Origin of the sequence: Pseudooceanicola sp. HF7, assembly GCF_011806405.1 — a bacterium.
Taxonomy (GTDB): domain Bacteria; phylum Pseudomonadota; class Alphaproteobacteria; order Rhodobacterales; family Rhodobacteraceae; genus Pseudooceanicola.
The window spans coordinates 1-23,178 of sequence record NZ_JAATOW010000021.1; the positions used below are offsets into that span (position 1 = coordinate 1).

General features: G+C 65.6%; 20 protein-coding genes and 1 pseudogene. 11 read left to right on the forward strand and 10 right to left on the reverse strand.

The window, feature by feature from the left end; genetic code table 11:
• Window positions 1–324: 324 nt before the first annotated feature.
• Together HCZ97_RS12720 and HCZ97_RS12725 are read right to left on the reverse strand one after the other, a co-directional pair.
• Complete coding sequence (locus tag HCZ97_RS12720; RefSeq protein WP_167689093.1) at window positions 325–630, reverse strand: hypothetical protein; 306 nt, start codon at window positions 628–630, stop codon at window positions 325–327.
• Window positions 631–1,187: 557 nt separating this feature from the next.
• Window positions 1,188–2,105 (reverse strand): LysR family transcriptional regulator, encoded by a 918-nt coding sequence (locus tag HCZ97_RS12725; RefSeq protein ID WP_167689094.1) that lies wholly within the window; start codon window positions 2,103–2,105, stop codon window positions 1,188–1,190.
• Window positions 2,106–2,284: 179 nt separating this feature from the next.
• Here HCZ97_RS12725 and HCZ97_RS12730 point away from each other — a divergent pair, with 179 nt between their 5' ends.
• From HCZ97_RS12730 to HCZ97_RS12775, 10 genes and pseudogenes are all read left to right on the forward strand, one after another.
• Window positions 2,285–5,695 (forward strand): indolepyruvate ferredoxin oxidoreductase family protein, encoded by a 3,411-nt coding sequence (locus HCZ97_RS12730; protein ID WP_167689095.1) that lies wholly within the window; start codon window positions 2,285–2,287, stop codon window positions 5,693–5,695.
• Window positions 5,696–5,870: 175 nt separating this feature from the next.
• Window positions 5,871–5,978 (forward strand): annotated as a pseudogene (locus HCZ97_RS20610) (acyltransferase); the annotation flags it as partial.
• Window positions 5,979–5,981: 3 nt separating this feature from the next.
• Window positions 5,982–6,794 carry a glutamate racemase gene (locus tag HCZ97_RS12740; RefSeq protein ID WP_167689096.1) on the forward strand — a complete coding sequence of 271 codons (813 nt, stop codon included), beginning with the start codon at window positions 5,982–5,984 and terminating at the stop codon, window positions 6,792–6,794.
• Window positions 6,795–6,888: 94 nt separating this feature from the next.
• A complete protein-coding gene (gene argC / locus HCZ97_RS12745; RefSeq protein ID WP_167689097.1) occupies window positions 6,889–7,917 on the forward strand; it encodes an N-acetyl-gamma-glutamyl-phosphate reductase in 1,029 nt (342 codons plus the stop codon).
• Between the two features lie 9 nt (window positions 7,918–7,926).
• Entirely contained in the window at window positions 7,927–8,373 is a 447-nt protein-coding gene (ccmE, locus tag HCZ97_RS12750) for a cytochrome c maturation protein CcmE (protein WP_167689098.1), read from the forward strand.
• A 98-nt stretch (window positions 8,374–8,471) separates the two neighbouring features.
• On the forward strand, window positions 8,472–9,086 hold the full coding sequence (locus HCZ97_RS12755; protein ID WP_167689099.1) for a holin-associated N-acetylmuramidase: 615 nt from the start codon (window positions 8,472–8,474) through the stop codon (window positions 9,084–9,086).
• Window positions 9,077–9,667: a holin family protein gene (locus HCZ97_RS12760; RefSeq protein WP_167689100.1), complete on the forward strand. Its 591-nt coding sequence runs from the start codon at window positions 9,077–9,079 to the stop codon at window positions 9,665–9,667. Before HCZ97_RS12755 ends, HCZ97_RS12760 begins: the two co-directional genes overlap by 10 nt.
• A 107-nt stretch (window positions 9,668–9,774) precedes the next feature.
• Complete coding sequence (locus tag HCZ97_RS12765; RefSeq protein WP_167689101.1) at window positions 9,775–11,733, forward strand: heme lyase CcmF/NrfE family subunit; 1,959 nt, start codon at window positions 9,775–9,777, stop codon at window positions 11,731–11,733.
• 65 nt (window positions 11,734–11,798) lie between these two features.
• Complete coding sequence (locus tag HCZ97_RS12770) at window positions 11,799–12,227, forward strand: cytochrome c-type biogenesis protein (protein WP_254871512.1); 429 nt, start codon at window positions 11,799–11,801, stop codon at window positions 12,225–12,227.
• 72 nt (window positions 12,228–12,299) lie between these two features.
• Window positions 12,300–13,076 (forward strand): enoyl-CoA hydratase-related protein, encoded by a 777-nt coding sequence (locus tag HCZ97_RS12775; protein WP_167689102.1) that lies wholly within the window; start codon window positions 12,300–12,302, stop codon window positions 13,074–13,076.
• 181 nt (window positions 13,077–13,257) lie between these two features.
• Here the strand turns inward: HCZ97_RS12775 and gltA are convergent, their stop codons facing one another.
• A complete protein-coding gene (gene gltA / locus HCZ97_RS12780; protein ID WP_167689103.1) occupies window positions 13,258–14,553 on the reverse strand; it encodes a citrate synthase in 1,296 nt (431 codons plus the stop codon).
• Window positions 14,554–14,629: 76 nt separating this feature from the next.
• Window positions 14,630–16,039: a glutamate--tRNA ligase gene (gene gltX / locus HCZ97_RS12785; RefSeq protein ID WP_167689104.1), complete on the reverse strand. Its 1,410-nt coding sequence runs from the start codon at window positions 16,037–16,039 to the stop codon at window positions 14,630–14,632.
• 82 nt (window positions 16,040–16,121) lie between these two features.
• On the opposite strand from gltX, the gene HCZ97_RS12790 reads away from it, so the two are divergent.
• A complete protein-coding gene (locus HCZ97_RS12790; protein WP_368484370.1) occupies window positions 16,122–18,200 on the forward strand; it encodes a ComEC/Rec2 family competence protein in 2,079 nt (692 codons plus the stop codon).
• Here the strand turns inward: HCZ97_RS12790 and lexA are convergent.
• The 6 genes from lexA to trpD form a co-directional block, all read right to left on the reverse strand.
• Window positions 18,194–18,895: a transcriptional repressor LexA gene (lexA, locus tag HCZ97_RS12795; protein WP_167689106.1), complete on the reverse strand. Its 702-nt coding sequence runs from the start codon at window positions 18,893–18,895 to the stop codon at window positions 18,194–18,196. The two genes, HCZ97_RS12790 and lexA, sit on opposite strands and share 7 nt — an antisense overlap.
• 115 nt (window positions 18,896–19,010) lie before the next feature.
• Entirely contained in the window at window positions 19,011–20,183 is a 1,173-nt protein-coding gene (gene glp / locus HCZ97_RS12800) for a gephyrin-like molybdotransferase Glp (RefSeq protein WP_167689107.1), read from the reverse strand.
• Complete coding sequence (gene moaC / locus HCZ97_RS12805; protein WP_167689108.1) at window positions 20,180–20,653, reverse strand: cyclic pyranopterin monophosphate synthase MoaC; 474 nt, start codon at window positions 20,651–20,653, stop codon at window positions 20,180–20,182. Before moaC ends, glp begins: the two co-directional genes overlap by 4 nt.
• A gap of 12 nt (window positions 20,654–20,665) precedes the next feature.
• The gene (gene trpC / locus HCZ97_RS12810; RefSeq protein ID WP_167689109.1) at window positions 20,666–21,487 is read right to left on the reverse strand and encodes an indole-3-glycerol phosphate synthase TrpC; all 822 of its coding nucleotides are present in this window, start codon (window positions 21,485–21,487) and stop codon (window positions 20,666–20,668) included.
• Window positions 21,484–22,140, reverse strand: coding sequence for a uracil-DNA glycosylase (locus HCZ97_RS12815; protein ID WP_167689110.1), 657 nt, complete (start codon window positions 22,138–22,140; stop codon window positions 21,484–21,486). Before HCZ97_RS12815 ends, trpC begins: the two co-directional genes overlap by 4 nt.
• Window positions 22,137–23,153, reverse strand: a complete 1,017-nt coding sequence (trpD, locus tag HCZ97_RS12820) for an anthranilate phosphoribosyltransferase (protein WP_167689111.1) — start codon at window positions 23,151–23,153, stop codon at window positions 22,137–22,139. The genes HCZ97_RS12815 and trpD overlap by 4 nt, the downstream gene beginning before the upstream one ends.
• Window positions 23,154–23,178: the final 25 nt, after the last annotated feature.

Below are 23,178 nucleotides of genomic sequence, written 5' to 3' on the forward strand. Positions count from 1 at the left end.
ATGGCAGCGGCGGAGATGAGTTTGGCGAAACCAGTCATGGCTAAGCTCCTTGTGTTTGGTTTTCTGAGGGCCAGTGGACGTTGTGTCCGTTGGCGATGAGAGAGAGATAGGCTTGTTCCCTGTCGCACGAAAGGGCCGGATTGCTTTCATTTGTGTGCATCAACGCACATAAAGAATCTGCCCGGCCCCTTGATCATCTGGGGTGGAATGCACTGGGCGGGCACAGAGTTAAGCCAATGAATAAAAACGGAAAAAGGGGGTGCAGAAATCTCTGCACCCCCTTTCGGGATCACGGGGAAGGGAGGCTTCCCTATGGATCGACTCTTAGCGGTTCAGGATGATCGCGCCGGAAGAGTTGGAGCCGGTGACCGGCTGGTTGTTCCGGGTCACGACCGGGGCGTTGCCCTGCAGGTCGGCCTTGCCTTCGCTGGAGACGAGCGGGCCTGCATCGTTGCGGTAGGCAACTTGCAGCGCGGTGTTGTTGGATTCCAGGACCACGGTCGCGGCTTGCTCATGCGACTGCGCGGTGACGAGGGGACCTGCGTCGTTGCGGTAGGCGTCTGCAGTGGCGGCGAGGGGGGCGATTGCTGCGAAAACAGCGGCGGATGCGAATTTTGCGAAACCGGTCATGGCTAAGCTCCTTAGTACTATTCTGTGGCCGAGAGCGTTGTGCCCGTCAGCGATGACAGCGATTTAGGAGCGTTCGGGGTCGCACGGTACTTCCCCAAATGGGGAATGGATTGTGCAGGTGCGCACGAAGTTTTTGTGACAGAAAGCTTGAAACTTTCATGACACTTACTGAACAGCGAAGTTCAGTTCCGCGATTCTGACTCGCACGGACCGGCGCGATGCCAATACGGCTATGGCCCGCAGGCCAGGCGCCTTCGGAGCGTACTTTAAATCACGATTCGGGGGGAATAAAAAAAAGGCCGGACACAAGGTCCGGCCAAGTCCAACAGGGAGGTATGAAGATGATGCGCTGCTAAGCAACATCACCGTCGAAAGCTGAAATATGCGCCGGAGTGTGAACGATCAAGCTTTATGTCCGAAAAAACCTGCAAGCCTGTTATGCAGTGTTTGCATTGCTATTTTGGACATGGAAAAACCCACTGAAATCAGTGGGTTGATCGCAGATTTTCGATAAAAGTTTTACCGGATGGTCAGAAACCGTTCTGCCACACCCCGGATCAGGCGTCGTCTTCGCGGTCCCGCAGCTCCCGGATGGAGCGTCTGTGGGCCATGATCTCTTCCTGGACGAAGTCCCGGAAGGCCGCGACTCGCTTGGAGTGGCGCAGTTCCTCGGGGAAGGCCAGGAAGACGGGGACCTCAGAACTTTCGATATCCGGGAAGACCCGTTCGAGCGTCGGGAACTCCTCGATCAGGTAATCGGGCAGGACACCGATGCCGAGGTCGTGAATCACCGCCTGCAGCACGCCGAAGTAGTTGTTCACCGTCAGGGTGGAGCCCACGTCATGGGCCAGCAGCTTGTGAATGAGCGACGCCCCGCCGGAGACCTGCGGCGCGGAGGGCGCCTGGCAGATGATGCGGTGGTTGCTCAGCTCTTCCAGCGTTTCCGGGTGACCGCGCTTTTCAAGGTAGGCCTTGGAGGCATAGCAGCGCATCCGGATCGACATCAACTTCTTGCGGATCAGGTCGGCCTGGGAGGGTTCCTTCATGCGCACGGCCACGTCGGCTTCGCGCATGGGCAGGTCAAGCACGCGCTCTTCCAGCATCAGGTCGATCTTGAGATCGGGGTATTTCTCGTAAAGCTTGACCAGGCGCGGGGCCAGCCAGAGCGTGCCGAAGCCGACAGCCGTGGTCACGCGCAGCTCTCCAAAGACTTCCTCTTCGGAATCGCGGATGCGCGCGGTGGCGGTATCCAGCCGCTTGGCCATGGCGCGGGTGGCGTCGAACAGCAGTTCGCCCTGTTCCGTCAGGATCAGGCCACGGGCATGGCGGTGGAAGAGGGTGGTGTTGAGCGATTCCTCAAGGCCGCGAATCTGGCGTGAGACTGCCGATTGCGAAAGATGCAGTGCATCTCCCGCATGGGTCAGGCTTCCGGCATCTGCCACAGCGTGGAATATTCTGAGTTTGTCCCAGTCCATCTCGACTTATTCTGATGTGCTTTTCATGGTCGGCGCAATGATTTCGTGCCGCGTGCGGTTGGCGCTTGTCATAAAGGCGCTCATTCCGGAAGGACAGGTTAATTTTTCAATTTCCCTTCAAACCCTTCGGTGCCTGGCCTAGGCTTGCTCCATCTCAAGGCACAGAGGAGGCAACTTAGGTGACCCAACCTCGGATCAGCCTGAATGACAGATTCGACCTTACCCGCGGGAGCGTGCTGCTGAACGGCACGCAGGCGCTGGTAAGGCTGATGCTGGCGCAGAAGGCGCGCGATACCCGCGCCGGGCTCAATACGGCAGGATATGTCACAGGATACCGCGGATCGCCCCTGGGGGCGGTGGACATGCAGATGCGACGGGCCGGCCCGTTGCTCAAGGAGGCGGATGTTCTTTTCAAGGAAGGCTTGAACGAGGACCTCGCGGCGACGGCACTTTGGGGCAGCCAGCAGGCGGGCCTTCGGGGTGAGGGCCGTTTCGACGGGGTCTTCGGGCTTTGGTACGGCAAGGGGCCGGGGGTGGACCGCTCGGGCGATGCCTTCCGCCACGCCAACATGGCCGGGACCGATCCCAATGGCGGCGTGCTTGTCGCCATGGGCGATGACCACACGGGCGAAAGCTCTACCGTGCTGCATGCCTCTGAATGGGCGGCCATGGATGCGATGATGCCGGTTCTCAGCCCCGCCGGGGTGCAGGAGATCCTGGACCTGGGCCATTACGGTTACGGGCTGAGCCGCTTTGCCGGGGTCTGGACGGCGCTGAAGCTGATGAAGGACACGGTAGAGGCCACGGCGGTGGTCGACGGCAACCCGGATCGGGTCAAGCTGGTGACGCCGCAGATGGATCTGCCAGAGGGGGGGCTGAACATCCGGCTGGTCGACAGCCCGGTGGAGCAGGAAGCCCGGATGCTGGATTTCAAGCGTCACGCGGCGGAGGCCTATGCTCGGGCCAACCGGATCGACCAGCGTGGCTGGGGCGCGCCCGGTGCGCGGATCGGCTTCGTGGCGGCCGGCAAGAACTGGCTGGACTTGCAACATGCGCTCAGCCTGCTGGGGCTGGCGGAGGGCGACGCGGAGCGCCTGGGCATCACGACCTACAAGATCGCGCAGGTCTGGCCGCTGGATCGGCAGAGCTTCAGCGAATGGGCCGCGGGGCTGGACCTGATCGTGGTGGTCGAGGAAAAGCGCAAGATCCTGGAAAGCCAGATCAAGGAAACGCTCTACGGGCGCGCCGATGCGCCGCGCGTGCATGGCGCGGAAAAGGACGGCAAGGTCCTGTTCCCGGCCAAGATGCAGCTGGATCCGGTGATGATCGCCGAGGGGCTGGGCCAGATCCTGACGGAAGAGGGATGCAGCAGTGCCGCGCTTGAGGCCGGGCTGGCCGCGCTGGAGGACGTGCGGCGCAACGATACCGTCACCGATATCGCCGCCCGGCTGCCTTACTTCTGTTCGGGCTGTCCGCATAATTCCTCGACCAAGGTGCCGGAGGGCAGCCGCGCCTATGCGGGCATCGGCTGTCATTACATGGCGCAATGGATGGACCGCGAGACGCTGGGCTTTACCCACATGGGGGCAGAGGGCGCGAACTGGTTCGGCGAGGCGCCGTTTTCCAAGACGCCCCATGTCTTCCAGAACATCGGTGACGGGACTTACAACCACTCGGGCGTGCAGGCGATCCGGGCGGCGGTGATGTCTGGCGTGAACATGACCTACAAGGTGTTGTTCAACGATGCGGTCGCCATGACGGGCGGGCAGGGGAACGAGGGCGGGCTGGACGCCTACCAGATCGCCCGGGAGCTGCTGGCGATGGGCGTGAGCCGGGTCTATGCCGTCCATGACGAAAAGGAAGAGCTGGACCTGTCGCTCTTCCCCAAGGAGGTGGAGATCCACGAACGCGCCGAGCTGGACGAGGTGCAGAAGGCCTGCACCGAGATCGAGGGCGTCAGTGCCATCATCTACGTGCAGACCTGCGCGGCGGAAAAGCGCCGCCGGCGCAAGCGCGGCACCTTCCCGGATCCCGACAAGCGCGTCTTCATCAATACCGATGTCTGCGAGGGCTGCGGCGATTGCGGTGTGCAGTCCAACTGCGTCTCCATCGTGCCGCAAGAGACAGAGCTGGGGCGCAAGCGCGCGATCGACCAGAGCTCCTGCAACAAGGATTTCTCCTGCCTGAAGGGGTTCTGCCCCAGTTTCGTGACCCTGGAAGGGGCCGAGATCCGCAAGGAACGGCCCGAGACGAAGGCGATCGACCTGCCGGACATGCCGGAGCCCGCGATCGCGCCGATCGAGGGCACGCATAACATGATCATCACCGGCGTCGGGGGCACGGGGGTTGTCACCATCGGCGCGGTGCTGGCGCAGGCGGCCCAGATCGACGGCAAGGGTGCTGGCATGATGGAGATGGCGGGGCTGGCCCAGAAGGGCGGCGCGGTGCATATCCACCTGCGGCTGGCCGAGACCCCGGGCGACATCACTGCGATCCGTGTCGCCAATGGCGAGGCCGACGCGGTGATCGGCGGGGACCTTGTTGTGACGGCGGGGGGCAAGACCCTGGGCCTGACCCGTCCGGGGCGGGCGGGGGCCGTGGTCAACAGCCATGAGATCATCACCGGCGATTTCACTCGTGATACGGAGTTCTCCCTGCCCGCCGACCGGCTGGTGCTGCAGCTTGAGGCCCGGCTGGGCCGGGGGCTGCGCCTGTTCGATGCCAGCGCGCTGGCGCGGGTGACCATGGGCGACAGCATCTTTTCCAACATGCTGCTGCTGGGCGCTGCCTGGCAGCTGGGGCTGGTGCCGATCAGCCGCTCTGCCATCAAGGAGGCCGTGGGCCTGAACGGGCAGGCGGTGGAGGCCAACCTGCGCGCCTTCGAGATCGGGCGCTGGACGGCGCTGCATCCCGATCAGGCAGAGGCGCTGCTGGACCCGGTGCGTGCCCCGGCAGAGAAGACGTTGGCGGAAAAAATCGACTTCCGCGCCGATCACCTGCGCGCCTACCAGGGACGGCGGCTGGCCAAACGCTACCGCAAGGCCGTGGAGCGCTTCGAGGATCCCGCCCTGCGCGAGGCCGTCGCCAAGAGCTATCACAAGCTGCTGGCCTACAAGGATGAATACGAGGTCGCGCGCCTGCTGAAGAGCACGCGCCGGAAGGCGAAAGAGACCTTTGCGGGCGATTTCCGCATCTCCTACCACTTGGCGCCGCCCACGTTGGGGACAGAGGGCAAGGAGGGGCGTCCGCCCAAGCGCCGCTTCGGGCCCTGGTTCCTGCTGCCGCTTGGCCTGCTGTCTCATGGCAAGATCCTGCGCGGCACGCGGCTGGACCCCTTCGGGCGCGCAGCAGAGCGGCGCATGGAGCGGGCGCTGATCACCCAGTACGAGGGCGACATGGAGCGCCTGCTGGAGGGTTTCCCGGAAGACCGCCGCGCGGTCGCGCTGGCCCTGGCCGCCCTGCCGCTGGAGATCCGCGGCTTTGGCCCGGTCAAGATCGCCAACGAGGCCGAGGCCGCCAAGCGCCGCGAGGCCCTGCTGGCAGAGCTGGACGGCCTGCCAGAGGACCGGGTGCCGAAAGCTGCCGAATAGGCGGAGCACCGCTGCGTCCACCATGAAGGCCGCCGGGATCGGGCGGCCTTCATCACATGTCGGGGTTCGCCTATAGGGCTGGCGCGCATCGGGCCTTGTCCCTGCTGCGATTGCGGGCGTGGAGGCGGGCGGACAGCCCATAGCTTTGCAGGCGCTTGCCGCAAGGGCGGGGGCGAACAAAGCAATGATGGATTTCCTGCGCAAAGCAACGTATGAGCTGTCGCCGAAGCCTCTGAAATCCCGTGATTACGGCTTCGCGTTCGAAGACAAGCACCGGAACTGATCCATGGCAGTTGGCATTTTCGATTCGGGTCTGGGCGGTCTGACCGTGCTGGACGCATGTGCCCGGCATTTGCCGCAGGTGCCCTTCGTGTACCTGGGCGACAATGCCAATGCGCCCTATGGCGTGCGCGATGCCGATGACATCTACGAGCTGACCAGGGCCGGCGTGCAGCGGCTGTTCGATGCCGGCTGCGACCTGGTGATCCTGGCCTGCAACACCGCCAGCGCCGCCGCGCTGCGCCGGATGCAGGAAAACTGGCTGCCCTCCGACAAGCGGGTGCTGGGCGTCTTCGTGCCCTTGATCGAGGCGCTGACAGAGCGCCAGTGGGGCGACAATTCGCCCCCCCGCAACGTCGCGGTCGAACATGTGGCGCTCTTTGCCACCCCGGCCACGGTGGCCTCTCGTGCGTTCCAGCGGGAACTGGCCTTCCGCGCCATCGGCGTGGACGTGGAGGCGCAGGCCTGCGGCGGTGTCGTGGATGCCATCGAAGAGGGCGACATGATCCTGGCCGAGGCGCTGGTGCGCTCCCACGTGGAGGCGCTGAAGCGCAAGATGCCCAAGCCCCAGGCCGCCATCCTTGGTTGCACCCATTACCCGCTGCTGGAAGAGATCTTCCAGGCGGCGCTTGGCAGCGATGTGACCGTCTACAGCCAGGCCAAGCTGGTCGCGGCCTCTCTTGGGGATTACCTGGAGCGCCATCCGGCGATGCGGGGCCCGGGCGAGGTGCCGATGTTCCTGACCACCGGCGATCCGCTGCGCGTGTCCAACCACGCCACCCAATTCCTGCGACGAAAGATCGATTTTCACGCCGCGTAGATGTGAAATCACCGCGGCATTTGATCTCTCGCAAATTCCTGCAAGGACCGACTATATATAGAGCGGGGCCGAGGGCCGCGCTGAAAGGGCTGACATGGCAAAACAAATCGCAATCATCGGGGCTTCCGGCTACACCGGGGCGGAGCTGATCCGCCTGATCGCCACCCATCCGGGGATGGAGGTCGCCGCCCTTGCCGCCAATTCCAAGGCCGGGCAGAGCATGGCCCAGGTCTATCCGCACCTGCGCCACCTGGGTCTGCCGGACCTGGTGACCGTGGACCAGATCGACTTTGACAAGATCGACCTGGCCTTCTGCGCGCTGCCCCACAAGACCAGCCAGGAAGTGATCCGCGAGCTGCCCAAGAGCCTGAAGATCGTCGACCTGTCGGCCGATTTCCGGCTGCGCGACCCCGCAGAATACGAAAAATGGTACGGCAACGCCCATGCCGCCGCGGAGATGCAGAAAGAGGCCGTCTATGGCCTGACCGAGTTCTACCGCGACGAGATCGCCGGCGCGCGGTTGGTGGCAGGGACGGGCTGCAACGCGGCCACCGGCCAGTTCACCATCCGTCCGCTGATCGAAGCCGGCGTGATCGACCTGGACGAGATCATCCTGGACATGAAATGCGCCGTTTCCGGCGCCGGGCGCAGCCTGAAGGAAAACCTGCTGCATGCCGAGCTTTCGGAGGGCTACAACGCCTATGCGGTCGGTGGCACCCACCGTCACCAGGGCGAGTTCGAACAGGAGTTCTCTGCGCTCGCCGGGCGGCCCGTCCAGGTGCAGTTCACGCCGCATCTGCTGCCGGCCAACCGCGGGATCCTCTGCACATCTTACGTGAAGGGTGACGCGCAAGCCATTCTTTCCACTCTGGAAAAGGCCTATGCGGATGAGCCCTTCATCGAGGTGCTGCCGATGGGCGAGACGCCCTCGACCCACCATGTGCGGGGCTCCAACTTCGTGCATATCGGCGTGGTCGCGGACCGGATCCCGGGCCGTGCCATCGTCGTCACGGCGTTGGACAACCTGTGCAAGGGGTCCTCTGGCCAGGCCGTGCAGAACGCCAACCTGATGCTGGGCCTGCCCGAGACCGATGGTCTTATGGGTGTGCCGCTGTTCCCGTGAGGTGAGGACATGAAGGGCCTGAAGAAGAAACGCCGTATCCAGATCATCGTGCTGGCCTTCATCGCCCTGGCGCTGGCCACGGGGCTTGTGGGCTACGCGATGCGCGACGGGATCAACTTCTTCCGCTCCCCCAGCCAGATCATGGCCGAACTGCCCCAGCCCGGTGAGGTCTTCCGCCTGGGCGGTCTGGTGGAAGAGGGCTCCCTGGTCCGGGATTCGGGCGAGGTGGTGCATTTCTCTGTCACCGATGGGGGCGCGACGGTGCCCGTGACCTACCGCGGCATCCTGCCGGATCTCTTCGCGGAAGGTCAGGGCATGATCGGGACCGGCAGCTACGTGGATGGGATCTTTGTTGCGACGGAGATTCTGGCCAAGCACGACGAAAGCTACATGCCCAAGGAAGTCATCGACGCGCTGAAGGAACAGGGCGTCTATGAGGCCCCGGCCGAAAGCTGACGCGCAACGCGGCCCCGGCGGGGCTGCGTACGCCGTTTAAGGCACCGATTAACCGACCTGTGCCATGGTTTGTCCTGCATATCAGCAGGAGAAGCCGCATGGGTATCGCCGTTCGCACCATCGCAGAACAGATCGTCGCCCGCGAGGGTGGCTATGTGAATGACCCCGACGATCCGGGCGGGGCCACCAATCATGGCGTGACGATCCACACCCTGCGCGCCCTGGGCATGGACCTGGATGGCGATGGCGCGGTGACGGAGCGGGATGTGCGCGCGTTGAGCCGCGACCAGGCGATCGAGATCTTCCTGCGCGACTATTACGAGCGGCCCCGGATCTGCGACCTGCCGGATGTGCTGCAGGCCTCTGTCTTCGATATGTATGTGAACGCGGGCAGCAATGCGGTGAAGATCCTGCAGGGACTCCTGCGCGACATGGGCCAGTCGCTGAGCGTGGACGGGGTGATCGGCCCGCAGACGGTCCATGCCGCCCGCGCTGCCTGTTTCGAGGCACCCGAGCATATCGCGGATGCCTACGGGATCGCGCGGCGCAACTATTACTTCCGCCTGGCCGATGGCCGCCCCGCCAGCCGCAAGTACGCCCGCACCCGCGCCGGCACCAAGGGCGGCTGGATCCGCCGGGCAGAGGAATTCATCACGCCGCGCTATCACATGAGCCAGGAAGAATTTCGCGAAAGGACCGCGGCATGGGGCTGATCGACATGGGGCTAGGCATGATTTTCGGCAACGGTCGCAACGTCTTGCGCGACACGGCAGAGGTTTTTCGCCCCAATGCGGAGGCCGGGGCGCAGCGCGATCACGAGGCGCTGGCCAATGCGCTGACCCAGTTCGGCGCGGAGTTCCGCAGCGAGCGCTCGGGCTTTGACCGGGTGATCGATGGGGTGAATCGCCTGCCACGTCCGGCAATGGCCTTTGGCGCGATGGGTCTGATCGTGGCCGCCATGGTGGACCCGGTCTGGTTCGCCGCGCGCATGCAGGGGCTGGCGCTGGTGCCGGAGGCGCTGTGGTGGCTTCTGGGGGCCGTGGTCAGCTTTTATTTCGGGGCGCGTCACCAGGTAAAGGGCCAGCAGTTTCGCCGCGACCTGGCGCAGGTCATGGCGCGGGTGCCGCAGGTGAGCGAAGGCCTGCACACGCTGGAGCCCATGGCGCGCGACCGGCGGCTCATGTCCGGCAGGCAAGGGGCCGCGAACACGGGGCAAGCCCCTGAGAACACGGCGCGTTCGGACCGTCCAGGTGATCCCAACCCTGCGCTGGAAGACTGGCTTTCCCGCCAATAGGGCGGACAGGAAGACGACTGGAAGAAGACGGGGGGCGCGACAATTCTGTCGCGCCCAAACGCTTATTTGAATTGGCCCGCAGCCGCCGCCCGTCCTATAAGCGGGGCATGATAGCAGAACTTGGTCACTTCGCCCTGACGCTCGCCTTTGCCGTGGCTCTTTTCCAGACGGTTGTGCCGCTGGTCGGGGCCTGGAAACACTGGCCCGGCTGGATGGCCGCCGCGGAGCCGGCGGCCCTGGCGCAATTCCTGCTGGTGGCGCTGTCCTTCGGCTGCCTGATGCATGGCTTCATCACCTCTGACTTCTCGCTGGAGCTGGTCTGGGCCAACAGCCATTCGGCCAAGCCGCTGCTTTACAAGATCACCGGCGTCTGGGGGAATCACGAAGGCTCCATGCTGCTGTGGATCGCGATCGTGGCGCTGTTCGGCGCGGCGGCGGCGGTCTTTGGCGGCAACCTGCCGCCCAGCCTGCGCGCCCGCGTGCTGGGGGTGCAGGGGGCGATCGGCCTGGCCTTCCTGGCGTTTTCGCTGTTCACCTCCAACCCGTTCCTGCGCCTGGCGGTGCCGCCCTTTGACGGGCAGGACCTGAACCCGCTGCTGCAGGACCCGGGCCTGGCCTTCCATCCGCCCTTCCTTTACCTGGGCTACGTTGGCCTTTCGATGAGCTTCTCCTTTGCCGTGGCCGCCCTGATCGAGGGGCGGGTCGATGCCGCCTGGGGCCGCTGGGTGCGCCCCTGGACGCTGGCCGCCTGGCTGTTCCTGACCGTGGGCATCGCGCTTGGCTCCTGGTGGGCCTACTACGAGCTGGGCTGGGGCGGTTTCTGGTTCTGGGACCCGGTCGAAAACGCCAGCTTCATGCCCTGGCTGATCGCGGCGGCGCTGCTGCATTCCGCCATCGTGGTGGAAAAACGCGAGAGCCTGAAAAGCTGGACCATCCTGCTGGCGATCATTGCCTTCGGTTTCTCGCTGATCGGGGCCTTCATCACCCGGTCCGGCGTCATCACCTCCGTCCATGCCTTTGCCAATGATCCCGAACGCGGGGTCTTCCTGCTGGCGATCACCGCTTTCTTCATGGGCGGCGCTCTGGTGCTGTTTTCCTGGCGGGCAGAAAGCATGGCCTCCAAGGGGGTGTTCGGGCTGGTCAGCCGGGAAACGGGACTGGTGCTGAACAACCTGCTGCTGGCGGTCTCGGCCTTTGTGGTCTTTGTCGGGACGATCTGGCCGCTGGTGGCCGAGATGGCCTTTGATCGCAAGCTGTCGGTGGGTGCGCCCTTCTTCAACATGGCCTTCACGCCCTTCATGGTCGTCCTGGGTCTGGCGATGCCGATCGGGGCGATGCTGCCCTGGAAGCGGGCCAAGCTGGGCCGGGCGATGAAAAAGCTGATCCCGGCGGCGATTTTCGCCCTGGCGGTGATGGTGCTGCTCTGGGCGATGCAGACGGGGCGCTCGGGCCTGGGGCCGATCGGCATGGGCCTTGGCGCCTGGCTGGTGGCCGGGGCCGCGACGGACCTGTGGAACCGCACTGGCAGCGGCGGTCTGCGCCGTCTGACGCGCCTGCCGCGCGCTGACTGGGGCCGTGCCGTGGCCCATGGCGGCCTGGGCGTGACGATGGCCGGTGTCGCCGCGATGCTGGCCTGGCAGCAGGAGGATATCCGCGTGGTCCAGCCGGGCGACAGCGTCGAGCTAGCCGGCTACGAGATCACGCTGGAAAACGTCCGCGAGGTCGAGGGGCCAAATTACATCTCGACCATGGGGGATGTGCGCCTGGCCCGGAACGGCCGCGAGATCGGCATGATGCATCCTGAAAAGCGCGTCTACCCGGTGGCCGGCATGCCCACGACGGAAGCCGCGATCAACAACGGCTTCCTGCGCGACATCTACATCGCCCTTGGCGATCCGCAGGCGGGGGGCGGCTGGGCGATGCGCAGCTATTACAAGCCGCTGGCCAACTGGATCTGGGGCGGGGCCATCCTGATGGCGCTTGGCGGCGCGCTCAGCCTGTCTGACCGGCGGTTCCGCGTTGCCGCCGGCGCGGCAAAGGCGCCCAAGGGAGTTGCAGCGGAATGAGGGTGGCCATGATGCGGATGATGCGCGGAGCCCGCGCGCTGCGGCGCGGCCTTGGGACGGCTGCAATGATGCTGGCGCTGGCCATGCCCGCCATGGCGGTGCAGCCGGACGAAATCCTGCCAGATCCGGCCCTGGAAGCGCGCGCCCGCGATATCAGCCAGGGACTGCGTTGCCTGGTCTGCCGCAATGAGAACATCGACGATTCCAACGCCGACCTGGCCCGAGACCTGCGCCTGCTGGTGCGTGAACGCCTGGTGGCGGGGGACAGCGATGCGGAGGTCGTGGATTACGTCACCGACCGCTACGGCGAATACGTGCTGCTGGAGCCGCGCCGCACCGGGGCGAACTGGCTGCTTTGGGGCGCGGGGCCGGCGATGCTGATCATCGGGCTTGGCCTGGGCGTGGTCTTCATCCGCCGCCGCGGTCGCGCGGACGAAGCAGACAGCCTGTCGGAGGCCGAGGAAAAGCGCCTGGAAGAGATTTTGCGGCAGTGACGCCTCGTTCAATTTGACGGGGCCGTGGTCACAGGGTTCCATTCCCGCGAACAAGACGGGAGGAGTGACCCCTTGACCTATCAGACGATCACATTCGAATTGAGCGACGGTGTTGCGGTTCTGAAGCTGAACCGGCCGGAGGTGATGCATGCGCTCAACAGCCTGATGCGGGCGGAGATCACCGATGCGGTGCGCAGCCTGAGCCAGGAGGCGCGGGTGCTGGTGCTGACGGCAGAGGGCAAGGCCTTCTGTTCCGGGCAGGACCTGTCGGACCGCGCCAACGTGGCAACCCCGGACATGGAGCGCACCCTGCGGGACGAATACCTGCCGATGCTGCGCGCCATCGTGGACTGCCCGGTGCCGGTGATCAGCGCGGTGAATGGCGCGGCGGCGGGCGCGGGGGCGAACCTGGCGCTCTGCGCGGACGTGGTGATCGCGACGCAAAGCGCCTATTTCCTGCAGGCCTTCACCCGGATTGGCCTGGTGCCGGATGCGGGGGGGACCTATTTCCTGCCGCGCTCCATGGGCATGGCAAAGACCATGGGGGCCGCGCTCTTTGCAGAGCCGGTGACGGCGCAGCAGGCCTCGGACTGGGGGATGATCTGGGAAGCGGTGCCCGACGAGAGCTTTGAAACCCACTGGAAGGCGCGCGCGGCCCACCTGGCGACCGGGCCCAGCCTGGCCTACGGCGAGATCAAGAAGATCGTGCGCGCGACCTGGAACAACGACATGGAAGAGCAGCTGGCCCTGGAAGGCAAATCCCAGGGGGCCTGCGGCGTGTCGCGTGATTTCAAGGAGGGCGTCATGGCCTTCCTGGAGAAACGACCGGCCCATTTCGAGGGCCGCTGAGGCCCGACATCCAGCGGGGCAGGCCGCGCGCGGGGCGCGCTGCAACGTAGAGGGAAAACGAAAAAGGCGGGGCATCGAGCCCCGCCTTTTTCGGTCGGATCGCCAGGCGACCCTTGTGCTTTTCGACACCCGTTTCCGGGGGCGATCCTTCGCCGCCCGGACTGGTCGTTTGCGCGGAAGATCAGCGCTTCTCGACGTCGGTGTAGTCGCGCTCGGTCTCGCCGATGTAGAGCTGGCGCGGACGGCCGATACGCATGCCCGGCTCCTCGATCATTTCCTTCCACTGGGAGACCCAGCCGATGGTGCGCGACAGCGCGAAGATCGGGGTGAACATGGAGGTCGGGAAGCCCATCGCCTCGAGGATGATGCCGGAGTAGAAGTCGACGTTCGGGAACAGCTTCTTGTCGGCGAAGTAGGGATCCGCAAGGGCCTGCTTTTCCAGCTCCTTGGCGACCTGCAGCGTCGGGTTGTCCTCGATCCCGAGAAGTTCCAGCACCTCGTCTGCGGATTCCTTCATGACCTTCGCGCGGGGGTCGAAGTTCTTGTAGACCCGGTGGCCGAAGCCCATCAGGCGGAAGGGATCGTTCTTGTCCTTGGCGCGGGCGATGTATTCGGGGATCTTGTCGACCGAGCCGATTTCACGCAGCATTTCCAGGCAGGCCTGGTTGGCGCCGCCGTGGGCCGGGCCCCAGAGGCAGGCGATGCCGGCCGCGATGCAGGCGAAGGGGTTGGCCCCGGAAGAGGAGGCCAGGCGCACCGTGGAGGTGGAGGCGTTCTGTTCGTGATCGGCGTGCAGGGTGAAGATCCGGTCCATGGCGCGGGCCAGGATCGGGTTCACTTCGTATTCTTCGGCCGGAACCGCGAAGCACATGCGCAGGAAGTTGGAGGCATAGTCCAGGTCGTTGCGCGGATACACGAAGGGCTGGCCGATCGTGTACTTGTAGGCCATGGCGGCGATGGTCGGCATCTTGGCGATCAGGCGGATCGAGGCGACCTCGCGCTGCCAGGGATCGGAGATGTCGGTGCTGTCATGGTAGAAGGCGGACATGGCGCCAACGGTACCGACCATGATGGCCATCGGGTGCGCATCGCGGCGGTAGCCGGTGAAGAAGCGGTGCATCTGTTCGTGCACCATGGTGTGACGCGTCACGCGGGTTTCGAAGTCTTCCAGCTGGGCAGCATCGGGCAGGGCACCGTAGAGCAGCAGGTAGCAGACTTCGAGGAAGTGCGACTTGGCCGCCAGCTGGTCGATCGGGTAGCCGCGGTGCAGAAGCACGCCTTCTTCCCCGTCGATATAGGTGATGGCGCTGTCACAGGCCGCGGTCGACGTGAAGCTGGGGTCATAGGTGAACATGCCCGTGGTGCCGTAGAGCTTGCGGATGTCGATCACATCCGGGCCGGCCGTCGGCGAGAGAATGGGAAAGTCCCAGCTTTGATCCCCGACCGTCAACTTTGCCGTCTTGTTCGAATCAGACATTCAGTGAGTTCCCTTCCTCGTTTCCCGCACCGGCTTTTCCGGCGCCGTTCATCTCATGCGCGGTCTCAACGAAACGTTAAGCCGCTCTTTTGGCCGCGTCCTCGATCCGGGCGACGGATTCGTCACGGCCAAGGACAAGCATCATGTCGAATACGGAAGGCGTCGCACTGCGTCCCGCCAGTGCTGCGCGGAGAGGTCCGGCCAACTGGCCGAATTTCATCTCCCGCGCCTCGGCGAAAGCGTTGAGTGCACCCTCCAGTTCCAGACGGGTCCAGCTAGCATTTTGCAGATGCGGCGTCAATTCACCCAGTATACCAATGGATACTGGATCGAGGGTCTTGGCGGCTTTCTCCTCGGGTTCGATGGGGCGATCGGCGAGGGCAAATGCTGCCTTATCAAGGAGTTCCGGGAAGGTCTTCGCGCGTTCCTTCAAAAACGGCATGGCGTCTTCGAGCAAAGATTTTTTTGCATCCGGCAGCGGGTCTGCCCCGGTCACGGCAAGGAAGGCCAGCAGCTCTTGCAGCAGTGCAGCATCCTCTGTGGCGGCGATGTGCCGGCCGCAGATATTGGCCAGTTTCTTGAAGTCGAAGCGCGCGGGGCTCTTACCCATGCCGTCGAAGCCGAACCACTCCATCGCCTGGGCATCGGTGAAGAATTCGTCATCGCCATGCGACCAGCCCAGCCGCGCCAGGTAGTTGCGCATGCCCGCAGCCGGGTAGCCCATGTCGCGGTATTCCTCGACCCCGAGAGCGCCGTGGCGCTTGGACAGCTTCTTGCCGTCGGGCCCGTGGATCAGGGGGATATGGGCATAGACGGGCAGGTCCCATCCCATGGCTGTGTAGATCCCCATCTGGCGCGCGGCGTTGTTGAGGTGATCGTCGCCCCGGATCACATGGGTCACGCCCATGTCGTGGTCATCGACAACCACCGCCAGCATGTAGACCGGCGTGCCGTCCGAGCGCAGCAGGATCATGTCGTCCAGCTGGTCGTTGCGGATCTTCACATCGCCCTGGACCTGGTCCTGGATCACGGTGGTGCCCTCAAGCGGGGTCTTCAGGCGGATGACATAGGGCGCATCGGGATGGGTCGCGGGATCCGCGTCGCGCCAGGGGCTGACGAAGAGGGTCGAGCGTTTCTCTTCGCGGGCTGCTTCGCGGAAAGCCTCGATTTCTTCCTGGGTGGAGAAACACTTGTAGGCCGCGCCCTTTTCCAGCAGCTCAAGCGCCACGGCACGGTGCCGATCCGCGCGACCCGCTTGGGAGACGATCTCTTCGTCGTGGTCCAGGCCCAGCCAGGCCATGCCGTCGATGATTGCCTGGGTGGCTTCCGGCGTGGAGCGGGCGATATCCGTATCCTCGATCCGCAGCAGGAACTTGCCGCCGCGACCGCGCGCGAAGAGCCAGTTGAAAAGTGCCGTGCGGGCCCCGCCGATATGCAGGTAGCCGGTGGGGGACGGGGCGAAGCGGGTGACGACCTGTTCTGACAAGGGTTCGGGTCCTAACGATTGATTAACCATGCGCCGGATAGCGTTTCCGGCATTGTCTATCGGCGGGCCGGAGGCGAGACAAGTGCAGCGGACCGGAGCTTACCTTGCGGGGGCCTTGCTGGCCCAGCGGGGCAACCTGTTTCATTGGGTGCCGGTGTGCCTTGGGATTGGCATTGGCCTGTTTTTCGCGCTGCGGGCAGAGCCGGGGCTGGGCTGGCTGGCGGGGTGTTTCCTGTTCGGGTTGGTTGCGGCCCTTGCCTCCTGGCGCGCGGGGCCGGTGGTGCAGCCGCTGCTGCTGGGACTGGCGTTGATCTGCGGCGGGCTTGTGCTGGCCGGATGGCGGGCGCAGTCGGTCGCGGCCCCGGTGCTGGGCTGGCGCTATTATGGCCCCGTGGAGGGGCGGATCGTGGGCATCGACAGGTCGGCCTCTGACGCGGTGCGGCTGACGCTGGATCGCGTGCGGCTGGACCGCGTGCCCCCCGATCGCGTACCGGAAAGGGTGCGGATTTCCCTGCACGGGCCTGAGGGGACAGAGCCGCGCCCCGGCGCCCGCGTCATGACCACTGCCCACCTTTCGCCCCCCGGCGGGCCGGTGGAGCCCGGCGGCTTTGATTTCCAGCGTCATTCCTGGTTCCTGCGCCTTGGCGCGGTCGGCTACACTCGTGTGCCGCTAATGCTGCTGGAGCCGCCAAACCCCCGCGAGGGCGTGATCTTTCGCTGGCGCATGGCGCTCAGTCGCGCCTTTCAGCAGGGGCTGCCGGGGGAAACCGGGGCCTTTGCGGCAGCGGTGACGGCGGGGGACCGCTCCGGCATGGGGCAGGAGACGCTTGCGACGCTGCGGGTGTCAAACCTGGCGCATCTGCTGGCGATCTCCGGGCTGCACATGGGGCTGCTGGCGGGCTTCGTCTTTGTCGCCGTGCGCAAGGGGCTGGCCCTGTCGCAGCGCGCCACGCTCTACTGGCCGATCAAGCCGATGGCGGCGGGGGCGGCGCTGGTGGTGGCGACGGGATACCTGCTGATGGCGGGCGGCTCCATCGCGACGGAGCGGGCCTATGTCATGGCCGCGGTGGCGCTGATCGCCGTGATGGTCCTGCGCAAGGCGATTTCCCTGCGGGCGGTGGCGCTGGCTGCGTTGATCGTCCTGATCCTGCGGCCAGAGGCGCTGTTGTCCCCCGGCTTCCAGATGTCCTTTGCCGCGACGCTGGCGCTGGTGGCGGTCTTTGCCGGGATGCGGGAGCGCGACTGGCGGGTTGCGGGCTGGAAGGGCAAGGTGCTGACGCTGGTGCTGTCCTCTGCCGTGGCGGGGGCGGCCACGGCCCCGGTGGCGGCGGCGCATTTCAACCAGATCGCCCATTACGGGCTGTTGGCCAATCTGCTTTCCGTCCCGGTCATGGGCACGCTGGTGATCCCTGCGGCGCTGGTGGCGGTGATCGCCATGCCCTTCGGGCTGCAGGCGCTGCCGCTCTGGGTCATGGGGCTGGGGCTGGACTGGATCCTTTGGGTGGCGGCCCGTGTGTCCGCGCTGGAGGGTGCACGCGGCACGGTCCGCGCCCCCGCGCCGGAGGTGCTGCCGATGCTGGCCCTTGGCGCGCTTGTCATCGTGCTCTGGGTCGGGCGGTGGCGCTGGCTGGGGGTGCTGCCGATCCTGGCCGCCTTCTGGCTCTGGTCCCAGACCACGCGGCCAGGGGTGCTGATCGCGGAAAGCGGCGGGCTGGTCGGCGTGATGACGCCGGACGGCCGCGCCCTGAGCCGAGAGCGCGCGCAGGGGTTCGTGGCGACGGTCTGGTTGGAAAACGACGGTGACCGGGCCAGCCAGGAGGTGGCGGCAGGGCGCTGGCCCGACGGCCCCGTCCGTCATGTGACCGGCAAGCGCGCAGCCGCAGCGGCTGGGCCATGCCCCGCGGGGGGCGTGCTGGTGCTGAACACCGCCGCAGAGCTGGCCCCGGGCACGACAGGCTGCCGGATCTACGATCTGGACAGCCTGCGGCAAAGCGGAGCCGTGGCGCTTTATGCGACTGCGGAGGGCTGGTGGGAGGTCACCGCGCGGCAGGTGACGGGCAGGCGATACTGGTCCGCACCGGGACAGATCCCGGCGCTGCAGGATCAGCTGCGGGAGATCCTGCCAAAGACGAAAGCCATCCCGCTGGCCGCCCTTCAGTAGGAGCGGATCAGCCCGACAAGCCGGCCCTGCACGCGCACCCGGTCAGGCGACAGGTTGCGGGGTTCATAGGCGGGGTTCTCTGCCACCAGGACCACTTCGCCCTTCTTGCGGTAGAGCTTCTTCAGGGTGGCTTCCTTGCCATCCACCAGTGCCACCACGATATCGCCGTCATCGGCGGTGGCGGTCTCGCGGATGATCACCACGTCGCCGTCGTTGATCCCGGCGTCGATCATGGAATCCCCGTTCACCTCAAGCGCATAGTGATGCGCGCCGGAGCGCAGCATGGCACCGGGCACGGCGATGTTGTGGGAGGGTTCCGAGATAGCCTCGATCGGGACGCCGGCGGCGATGCGGCCCATGACGGGCAGTTCGATGGCATGAACGCCATCGGGCATCGGCGGGGTGGCGGGTTTCGGCGCGGGCTTGGCAGCCCCGCCTTCGATCACGCGGGGCGTGAAGTTGGAGGGCGCCTTGGCAATGCTGTCGGGCAGTTTGACGATCTCTATCGCGCGGGCCCGGTGGGCGAGGCGGCGGATGAAGCCGCGTTCCTCAAGCGCCGTGATCAGACGGTGGATCCCGGACTTGGACCGCAGGTCCAGCGCTTCCTTCATTTCATCGAAGGAGGGCGGCACGCCGTCCCGCTGCACCCGCTTGTGGATGAATTCCAGCAGATCGAGCTGTTTCCGGGTCAACATGCCTGTGGCTCCTCAATCAGTGGGCTTTTCGCCCCTTGTTTGGGTTTGTTCTACAGGTGTTCCCGTTTTGTGTCAATCCGCTTGGAATATGAAGCACTTGGCCGGCGGAATGATGTCAAAGGACAAGGTAGTCGACCCGCTCACCCGGGGCGGCGGCCGGGGCATTGGCGGGTCGGATCAACAGGGTATTGGCCTCTGCCAGCACCGTCAGGAGCGAGCTGTCCTGGCGCGGCGCGGCCGCGATGCCGCCCGGGGTCAGCACGGCGCGCAGGTAGTGTTCGCGCGGGCCATTGGCGGGCAGGGCTTCGGTCAGCGGGGCGCTTTGGCGCGGCGCGGGCTGGGCGGGAAGGCCCAGCATGGCGCGCAGCACCGGGGCCACGAAGACATGGCCGCAGACCATGGCAGAGACCGGGTTACCGGGCAGGCCGATCATCATGGCATCGCCAAGCCGCCCGGCCATCAGTGGTTTTCCGGGCCGCATGGCCACCTTGTAGAAGCTCTGGTCCAGGCCAAGCTCCTGCGCCACGCGCCCCACGAGGTCATGATCGCCAACGGAGGCCCCGCCGATGGTCACGATCAGGTCCGCCCCGCGCGCAAGCTCGAAACAGCTGAAAAGGCTTTCGCGGGTGTCCCGCGCGATGGGCAGCAGCCGGGTGCGTGCGCCAAGGGCCCGGAACAGGGCCTCAAGCCCGAAGGTATTGGAAGAGATGATCTGGTCGGGGCCGGGGTCTTCGCCCGGCAGGACAAGCTCATCCCCGGTGGAGATCAGCGCCACGACCGGCGCGCGGGTGACGGGCACCCGGGGCACGTTCATCGCCGCCAGCAGCGCCACATCAGAGGGTGAGATCACGCGGGGGGCCTGCAGCTGATCACCGATGCGGAAATCGGCGCCCGCCGGGCGGATGTGCATGCCCTTGTCCAGGGTGTCGCCCAGGGTGATCGTGTCGCCGTCGCGCGTGACATCCTCCTGGATGATGACGCGATCGCAGCCTTCGGGCACCGGGGCGCCGGTGAAGATGCGGATACATTCGCCTGGCCCCGGGGTGCCGTCAAAACGGTGACCGGCAGCGGATTCGCCCACCACGCGGAAGCGGGCGCCCGGCGTGGCCTCTGCATTGCGCAGGGCATAGCCATCCATGGCGGAGCCGGCAAAAGGGGGCTGGTCGCGGCGCGCCACGGCAGGGCTGGCAAGGACGCGGCCCGCAGCCTGGCGCAGGTCCACGGTTTCCGTGGGCAGCGGGCGCACGAGGGCAAAGAGCGCCTCAAGGGCCTGCGTGACGGTGATCATTCGGCCTGGAAGCGGCCGGATTTGCCGCCTTCCTTCAACAGCAAGCGGATGCCGCCGATTTCCATACCGCGATCCGCGGCCTTGACCATGTCGTAGATCGTCAGGGCAGCGGTCGAGACGGCTGTCAGCGCTTCCATCTCCACCCCGGTCTGGCCGGAGGTCTTGACCGTTGCCTCGATCCGCAGGCCGGGCAGGTCGGGATCGGGGTTGATCTCTACCGCGGCCTTGGTGATGGGCAGGGGATGGCAGAGCGGGATCAGGTCAGAGGTGCGCTTGGCGCCCATGATCCCGGCCAGACGAGCCACGGCGGCCACATCGCCCTTCTTGGCATTCCCGCCAGTGATCATCGCCAGGGTTTCGGGCTGCATCTTCACCCAGCCCTCTGCCACGGCCAGCCGCGCGGTCGCGGCCTTTTCCGAGACATCGACCATATGGGCGTCGCCCTTGCCATCGAAATGCGTGAGCGCCATGACGCGACCCTTTCAGAGCATGCCGGACATGCCGGGCACCTTGGCCTGGCTCAGGATCTCGCGCGTTGCGCTTTCCACGTCGGGCTGCCGCATCAGGCTTTCGCCGATCAGGAAGCAGCGCGCGCCGTATTGGGCCAGCTCCGTCAGGTCATCGGGCGTGTTCAGCCCGCTTTCCGACACGATGGTGCGATCTTCGGGCACGATACGGGCCAGCTTGCGCGAGGTTTCCAGCGTCGTCTCGAAGGTCTTGAGGTTGCGGTTGTTGATGCCCATCAGGGGGCTTTTCAGCAGCGTGGCGCGCTCAAGCTCTTCCTTGTCGTGGATCTCGATAAGCACATCCATGCCCCATTCAAAGGCGGCGGCCTCCAGCTCTGCCGCCTGGCCGTCCTCAAGGGAGGCCATGATCAGCAGGATGCAATCGGCGCCCCAGCTGCGGGCCTGGGCGACCTGATAGGTGTCATAGATGAAATCCTTGCGCAGTACCGGCAGCTCACAGGCTTCGCGCGCCTGCACCAGGAATTCGGGCGCGCCCTGAAAAGAGGGGCCGTCCGTCAGCACGGAGAGGCAGGCAGCGCCCCCGGCTTCATAGGCAGCGGCATGGGCGGCGGGATCGAAATCTTCGCGGATCAACCCCTTGGAGGGCGATGCCTTCTTGATTTCGGCAATCAGGCCAAAGCCTTCGCGGGCCTTGGTGTTCAGCGCTTCGGCAAAGGGGCGAATAGCCGGGGCATTGCGCGCGGCATCTTCGATATCGGCCTGAGAGCGCTCTGCCTTGGCGGCGGCGACCTCTTCCAGCTTGTAGGCCTTGATGCGGTCGAGGACGTTTTCTGTCATGTCGCGGCTCCCGGATTGGTCCAGTTGATCGGCGGCTCGCCCCTGTCAGTAAGCCAGTTGTTTACCGATGAAAATGGGCGGCTGCCAAAAAATCCACGCCGCGCGGACAGCGGAGAAGGATGAGGGCTGGCGAGGATCAGGTGATCCGTCCCGGTGATGTAACGCGCATACCCCTGCGCGGGTTTCCCCCACAGCAGGAAGGCCCTTGGCCGGTCCGACAGCGTGCTGAGCACCTGGCGGGTCAGCTCTGTCCAGCCCAGCTTGGCGTGGCCGTTGGCCTCACCCGCCGGGACCGAGAGCGCGGTGTTGAGCAGCAGCACCCCCTGGCGGGCCCAGAAGCGCAGCTCGGCATTGGGCGGGCAGGCGCCAATGTCTTCCTGCATTTCCTTGTAGATATTGCCGAGCGAGCGCGGCAGCGGCCTGACCTCTGGCTCTGCCGAAAAGGCCAGCCCATGCGCATGGCCGGGCGTCGGGTAGGGATCCTGGCCCAGGATGACGACGCGCGTGTCCTGCGGGGGGCAGAGCGCGAGCGCGGCAAAGCGCTGCTCTTGCGGCGGCAGGATCTGGCGCGGGTCCGCCGCGATGGCTGCGGCGATCCGGGGGTAATCGGTGGTGAAAAAGGGCAGGTGGGCCCAGCTGTCGGGCAGGCTCATGCGGTGGTGATCTTGGCCAGGGTCTGAATCCGGCCCAGGGCCGCGCCGCTGTCGATGCTTTCGGCGGCGATTCCGCAGGCCTCTTTCAGGTCCTGCGTGCGCCCCGCGACCACCAGTGCGGCGGCGGCGTTCAGCAGAACCGCATCGCGGTAGGCAGAGGGCTGACCGTTCAGCAGCGCGCGGAAGGCCTGGGCGTTTTCGGACGGGGTGCCGCCGACGATATCGGCAAAGGGATGGATCGGCAGGCCGGCTTCTTCGGGATGAAGCTCGAAATCGCGGATGGAGCCGTCTTCCTCCAGGGCAGAGACCCAGCTGACGCCGGTGATGGTCAGCTCATCCGTGCCGTCGGCCCCATGCACCAGCCAGGCCTTTTCGGAGCCGAGCTTGCCCAGGGTTTCGGCCATGGGGCGGATGACATCGCGGTTGAAGGCCCCGGTCAGCTGGCGCGTGACGCCCGCGGGATTCGTCAGCGGTCCCAGGATGTTGAAGATCGTGCGTGTGCCCAGTTCCACCCGCGTCGGGCCGACATGGGCCATGGCCGGGTGATGCATGGGTGCCATCATGAAAGCGATGCCGGCGGCCTCAAGGCATTTCTCGACGATCTCGGCGCCGACCATGACGTTCACGCCCATCTCGGACAGCGCATCGGCAGAGCCGGATTTGGACGACAGGTTGCGGGTGCCGTGCTTGGCCACGGTCACGCCGGCCCCGGCCACGACGAAGGCCGCAGCGGTGGAGATGTTCAGCGTGCCCTTGCCGTCGCCCCCGGTGCCGACGATGTCGATGGCGCCTGCGGGGGCGGTGACGGATTTGCACTTGGCCCGCATGACGGCGGCGGCGGCGGCGTATTCATCCACCGTCTCGCCCCGCGTGCGCAGGGTCATCAGCAGGCCGCCGATCTGGCTTGGTGTCGCCTCGCCCTCAAAGAGGATGGTGAAGGCTGTTTCTGCCTCTTCCCGGGTAAGCGGGCGGCTGGCTGCAGCTGCGATGAGCGGTTTGATGGCATCGGACATCGGGTTTTCCTCTTCCTCTTTCCGA